This window comes from Syntrophomonas sp. UBA5494 (genome assembly GCF_002426325.1).
Genome location: NZ_DIPG01000086.1, coordinates 8,443 through 14,314 on the forward strand (window position 1 = coordinate 8,443; position 5,872 = coordinate 14,314).

The 5,872-nt window shown below is 44.8% G+C and carries 9 protein-coding genes; 8 read left to right on the top strand and 1 reads right to left on the bottom strand.

Features of this window, described 5'->3' with window-relative positions; all coding sequences use genetic code 11:
- On the top strand, nucleotides 1-251 hold a 251-nt coding region (locus B3W37_RS09595; protein ID WP_483175565.1), incomplete at its 5' end, for a YitT family protein.
- Nucleotides 252-385: 134 nt separating this feature from the next.
- Nucleotides 386-547 (top strand): Flp family type IVb pilin, encoded by a 162-nt coding sequence (locus B3W37_RS09600; protein WP_481040955.1) that lies wholly within the window; start codon nucleotides 386-388, stop codon nucleotides 545-547.
- 2 nt (nucleotides 548-549) lie between these two features.
- Here the strand turns inward: B3W37_RS09600 and B3W37_RS09605 are convergent, their stop codons facing one another.
- Nucleotides 550-1,800, bottom strand: a complete 1,251-nt coding sequence (locus B3W37_RS09605; protein WP_483175566.1) for a hypothetical protein — start codon at nucleotides 1,798-1,800, stop codon at nucleotides 550-552.
- Between the two features lie 328 nt (nucleotides 1,801-2,128).
- Here B3W37_RS09605 and B3W37_RS09610 point away from each other — a divergent pair, with 328 nt between their 5' ends.
- The 6 genes from B3W37_RS09610 to B3W37_RS09635 all read left to right on the top strand — a co-directional run.
- Complete coding sequence (locus B3W37_RS09610) at nucleotides 2,129-2,350, top strand: Flp family type IVb pilin (protein ID WP_483175567.1); 222 nt, start codon at nucleotides 2,129-2,131, stop codon at nucleotides 2,348-2,350.
- A 132-nt stretch (nucleotides 2,351-2,482) separates the two neighbouring features.
- Nucleotides 2,483-2,989 carry an A24 family peptidase gene (locus B3W37_RS09615; protein WP_483175568.1) on the top strand — a complete coding sequence of 169 codons (507 nt, stop codon included), beginning with the start codon at nucleotides 2,483-2,485 and terminating at the stop codon, nucleotides 2,987-2,989.
- Nucleotides 2,990-2,993: 4 nt separating this feature from the next.
- Nucleotides 2,994-3,437 carry a TadE/TadG family type IV pilus assembly protein gene (locus B3W37_RS09620; RefSeq protein ID WP_483175569.1) on the top strand — a complete coding sequence of 148 codons (444 nt, stop codon included), beginning with the start codon at nucleotides 2,994-2,996 and terminating at the stop codon, nucleotides 3,435-3,437.
- Nucleotides 3,438-3,463: 26 nt separating this feature from the next.
- Nucleotides 3,464-4,492: a Tad domain-containing protein gene (locus tag B3W37_RS09625; RefSeq protein WP_483175570.1), complete on the top strand. Its 1,029-nt coding sequence runs from the start codon at nucleotides 3,464-3,466 to the stop codon at nucleotides 4,490-4,492.
- A gap of 47 nt (nucleotides 4,493-4,539) precedes the next feature.
- Nucleotides 4,540-5,256, top strand: coding sequence for a Flp pilus assembly protein CpaB (gene cpaB / locus B3W37_RS09630; RefSeq protein WP_483169619.1), 717 nt, complete (start codon nucleotides 4,540-4,542; stop codon nucleotides 5,254-5,256).
- A gap of 56 nt (nucleotides 5,257-5,312) precedes the next feature.
- A partial coding sequence (locus B3W37_RS09635; protein WP_483175571.1) for a response regulator occupies nucleotides 5,313-5,872 on the top strand: 560 nt, incomplete at its 3' end.

The window sequence follows — 5,872 nt, forward strand, 5'->3', positions numbered from 1 at the left end:
TGATTATTTCTCCTCATTATGAGGAAATCGCCCACGCCATTCTGCACCATTTACACCGCGGCTGTACTTATCTGCCCGCCCAGGGCGCTTACTCCGGACAGAATGAGATGCTAATCCTAGTGACCGTAGGCAGAATGCAGCTGCCGCGCTTGAAAGAGATGGTATTTGCCATAGATGAATCCGCCTTTATGATTATTACCAATAGTATAGAAGTTTATGGCCGGGGCTTTAAAGTCAGGAGCGAGTATTAAAAGTAAAATACTTATCGGCATAATCCGGTTACTTGGGGCGCTAAAATAAGGAGATCATTTGAATTAATGTAAATGTCGATTTTTTACGATGTTAATTAAAGTAAAATATCTTTGGTGTGAGGGAGGCATCTGTGATGGATATAATTAATCGCCTGATATATGAGGAAGAAGGGCAGGGTATGGCAGAATATGTAATGATCTGTATGTTTATAGCCATTGTTGCCATGGTAGGCTACCAATTTCTCGGTCAGGCTCTTAATACCAAAGTCAATACTATTGGTGGCAGTTTTTCATAATATTAAGGGTAGTATATGTTGGTGATGCTCATTGAACTGCTTTGCCCAGAGTAAACGGGGATACCGTCCTGTGGGGACTTTCTCACCTGGGCTGCTCCTCCGCTGTTGGTTTCGGTTACTTCGTAAGTCCCCGGAGCCAGTTCCACCGATATGGTCTGCCCGGCTTGTATGCTTCTTCTTATACTGCCGTTAGCCCCGCTGATGTTAATCTCAAAGGCAGCTCCTTGCGGAGCCGGTCCTTCCACATTTTTGGTAATCTGCAGCGTACCTTTCACCGGTGCCGGGAAACGGTTGTTTATAGTCAGATAAACGCTTTGCCCGGAAGCTATAGATATATTCCCTTCGATGGATTTGCTGTAAGATAAGGCCCCGCCGTTTTGGGATTCCGTCACCTGATAAGTTCCCGGCGGCAGGGATACTGCCACACTCTCCCCAGCCCTTAAGCTGTTGCGGCTCACTTCCCGGTTATTATCAACATCATTGACTACAAACTCATAAACCGCACCTGCCGGGGCGGCTCCGGTAGTTTTTATACCTACCACCAGCTTGCCCGGGTTAGGCAAGAGGTTAACCGATATGTTGGTAGGTTTGATAGGCCCAATACAATACACCGCTCCGCTCCAGCATTCCTTCTGGTTAATATCACTGGCCGGATTGATCAGTCTGAACATATAGTTGCCTGCTTTGGGGTTGGGGTTTTCCTCCGGGTTGTAGCGCAGAGTGAACATCTCCCCGGGTTTGAGGGCGGGGATCTCACCGCCTGTTAAAGGCGTGTTGCCGGCCGGACTGCCTGCTTCAGTATAATAAACCTCCCACTTCACCGGCTGCGAGGTATCGGTGCTGTTTTTGGAGTTGACCACCATAGCATAGACCTGGCCGATGCCTTGCTCCAGTTCAACTGTTTCAGCGGGCAGGTAAACGAAATAATAGTTTTCCGGGTTTTCAACTTTGACCTGATAGCTGCCCGGTTCCAGATCCTTCTGGAATTTATCCCCGTTTTTCATCACCGTGTTTGCGATTCGGGAGCCGCCCTGATAAATGCCTAAATCGAAAGTCTTATTCGCTAGAGACGCCGCATCAGCAGAATATGTCAGGTCGATCCTGCTCATAGGCAGGGTGCCCAATTCCGCGAAGGCCAGTGCATAGCCCTGGATAATTTGTTCTTTGGGTTGAGGCTTTGCACAACCAGCGATAGTCAAAATGCAAAACATCAATAAAGCCAATAGCAGGCATTTAACCACGTCTTTTCTCATAAAAGCCGGACCCTCCCAGATTTCGGGAAAAAATTAGCTTGCAGCCATTTATTCCATATTCCTATAATAACTTTAAACTGCAATATATGGCAATATCGATGAGATTATTGTGCTTTTATCAGGTAAAATGACTAATTATTGTAGAAATATGTGATAAAATGAATCCTTTGTCCTATATTGGAGTAGTCAATTTTATTACGATATTAATAACGGGTTGACTGCCTTATTTTCCCTCTTCTATTACCTCCGCTGTAGCCGAGCCGATTTTTGCCTCAGGGTCCGGTAAATACCGCCTTAATATTACAAAATTCGGCTAGGCAGAGTTTTGATGATGTGGGAAAATAAAGCTATAGTTGTATTTTTTTGCAGAGGAGGTGAAAGGATGCTAAACACTCTGAAAAGACTGGTCCTTGAAGAAGAAGGACAGGGTATGGCTGAGTATGCATTGATTTTGGTCTTCATAGCACTCGTATGTATCATTGGTTATCAGGCATTAGGCAAGAATATTAATAACACTGTAACGAAAATTAAGTTTGATGGAACCACCTAGAAAACCGTACCTAAGAGTATCTATGCACGATGCTGCAGGGATCGGTTATGCCCTGTTTCATAACAGGGCATAACCGGGTTCGGTTACATTTATGTTAAGGAGACAATTATTATAAGCGATATCAACTTTTTGTTGGGTGATTTAATATTATTGCTGTTGCTTTTCTTAGCGGTAATATATGATCAACGAGAACAACGGATACCCAATGTTTTGGCTTTTACTGGGTTAATCTTGGGGATAATTTGGAACATATATATAGGCGGTTTGCCAGGAGCAATATTATCCATTAAGGGTTTGGCGTTAGGAATTGGTTTGCTCTTTATCCCATTTGCTTTGGGGGGAATGGGAGCTGGTGATGTGAAGCTACTCGGAGTGGTTGGAGCTTTTAAAGGAGGATTGTTTGCATTCCAAACCTTTATTGCAATGGCGCTGTGGGGCGGGCTAATAGCAATTACTTTATTAATTAAAAGGAGGCAATTAGGGAAAACCCTAGGCCGTTTATGGGCACTCTTACTATTACACCTATTCAAGGTAATCAAGATGCAGGATGCAATTAAATCCCATAATACCGGAGTATGCTTTCCCTATGCTTTGGCCATTGCCCTTGGCGCTATGAGTGCTTATCTAATAAAGTGGTGAAGAAATGAAACGTATGATTAGGAACCTATTTTGTTCAAACAACGCCCAGAGTATGGTTGAGATGGCGATAATGCTGCCGCTACTTCTGCTAATACTTTTTGCAATAATAGAATTTGGTTTATTAGCCGGAGGCTATATGATTATCCATGATTTAGCCAGGGACGGTGTGCGATATGGTGTGGTAGGCATGTCAGATGAGAAAATAAAGGACTTCATTGCAAAAGATGAATACAATAACGATTCGTTCCTTAATATTGAGAACAGCGACATTACGATAACACCAGCTACTCGAAAAGTAGGCGAGCCACTCAAAGTAAAGATAAACTATGATATGAAAATTAGCACCCCGTTTATCGGCAAAATTATAGAGGATAAGCCGGGTTATAAGACTCTTTCGGCGGAATATATTATGCGTGTCGAAAAGCTACCACCTCCACCCGCTACATAATTATCGCGATTGGGAAGGAGATGTCTATGAAAAAGATTTTCAAGGTACTTTTTAAGGATGATTCCGGAGCAGTAATGGTGTTGGTAGCTATAGCCTTGCTTGTTCTTCTAGGTTGCATGGCTCTGGTCATAGACGCTGGAGTAGTGTATGCAGAACGTATGAAGGCCTCCAATGCCGTCGATGCTGCGGTGCTTGCTGGAGTGCGCGAATTACCTTCAAGCGCTTTATTAGCCAGGCAAAAAGCTGAAGAATATGCACAGAACAACGGACTAGAACCTTCAGATCCGGATAACGGTATCCAGGGTCAGGTGAGTTTTGATATTGACCCGTCGCCACAACCTAAATGGATAAAAGGTATTGTAGATTACGAAAAGCCGATGTTGTTTGCCCGCATTTTTAATATTGATATTGCTGAAATAAAGCCTTCTGCCAAAGCTATGGTAGGAGTTGCAGGCGGTGTTTCGCCTGGTTCGGGAGTGGTTCCACTTGGAGTAAAAGAGGGAACTTTTTCAGTTGGCGAACAAACCGTTCTCAAATGGAGAGGCGGTGGTGGTACTAATGGATGGTATGGATGCTTGGACTTAGATACAGATGCCTTAACCGGAGATAAAAGTGGTGGCGGTGCAGATACTTATCGGGAGTATTTAAAAAACGGATATGATAAATGGTTGTATATAAAAGACTGCAAGTATGTAGAAACGGGATCAATGCAAGGTCCAACAGATACCGGAATTCAAACCCGTATGACAAGTTGCGCCAACCATTGCGGTACTACGCCAGTTTGTACGGCAGAAAATCATAAAGAAGATTGTCCCCGAGTTGTTATTGTGCCAGTTGGAACAGCTTCCGGCGATCCAGGTTCAAACAACAAATTCACAATCACCGGATTTGGGGCTTTCTTTATTGAATCAAAAGAAGAAGTTCAAGATACCATAGATGGGAATAAGACTAAAAATATCCACTTAACCGGTACTTTCCTTAAAGTTGTAGTGCCTGGAGAGATTAGTACTGGTGTTAATGACTTTGGCGTTTATTCGTACCAAATGTGTGAATAATCGCGCGGATTTGAGTTTGTATTTGATATTGAAGGGAGCCGGGAGGTTTGTTTAAAGGAGTAAAAAAGTACTGGTTTATTTCGATTCTGTGTGGCTTAATTGCTGCGGCTTTATTTTACGTTTTCCTGCAGCAGGTGGAGGAGCAATACCGCCCCGACGATCTGGTGACGGTAGTTAAGGCTGCTCAACCCATAGCGGCGGATGAAGTGATCAGGCTGGAACAGCTTATGACCGCAGAAGTGCCCGCTCAATATGCCCATCCCAACGGGGTTCGGGATACAGCTCAAGTGGTAGGCAAGATTTCTACAACCGATATAGCTGCCGGTGAGGAAATAATTAAGGAGAAATTGGTGGGCGAAAAAGAAAAAGTTGGCCGCCTGGCTTATAAAGTTCCTTTAAATAAACGTGCAGTTGCCATAAGTATTGATGAGACTTCAGCGGTTTCCTTTAATGTGCAGGCCGGAGACCATGTCGACGTTATGGCTACACTTGATATAACCGATCCGGCTGGAGGTGCCTCCTCCGCCGCTTTATTTGTGCTGCAGGATATTGAAGTCTTGTCAGTTGGAGCAAAAGGAGCCGCTGCTGATCAAAAAAATGGCGGTGCGGCTAAAACACTAACACTGGCAGTAAGCCCTGATCAAGCCCGTCCTCTGGTTCTAGCCACTGAACGGGGCGAGATCAGGTTGCTGCTCAGATCTCCGGTGGACGATTCCCAATATGTCCTGCCTCCCTTCAGAATGAACAACTTTATACAACCTTAGTTAAATAATCAATAGGTCATTATTATAGATGAGTATGGATACGAGAGGTGAAGTTTTTGAAAACCATAAGGGTGCTGATGGCAAGCGCAGATCCCGAAATCCGGGGTTATTTACTAAACATATTGGAAAGCGATCATGACATCGATGTGATTGGGGAAGCAGGGCAGGCCGGTGAGCTTCTGGAGATGATGCCTACTGCAAACCCGGAAATACTTATATTGGACGAGAACCTGGCTGAGGCTGACAGCCTGAGTCTAGCGGCTGATCTTAAGCTGAGATACCCTCCTATCCAGGTGATCCTTATAGCGGAACAGGAAGACTTAAAGCTCTTCAAAAGAGCCATGCAATCCGGTGTCCGCCAAATTATACTGCGTTCTGTGGAGGCCGGTGAACTTCTCGGTTCGGTCAAAGATATTGCGGAGGGCTACAGGCGCAGTGTTGAAAACCTGCGAGAGCAATCTGAACCTGGCAAGGATTCCGCCGCTCCCGGTAAAGCGCAGCCGCAATTAAAGGCCTCACAGATTATAACTGTCTTCGGAAATAAAGGCGGTATTGGCAAGAGCCTTATTGCCTGCAATCTGGCAGTAGCCGCTGCAACGCGCTACAAAGATCAGGT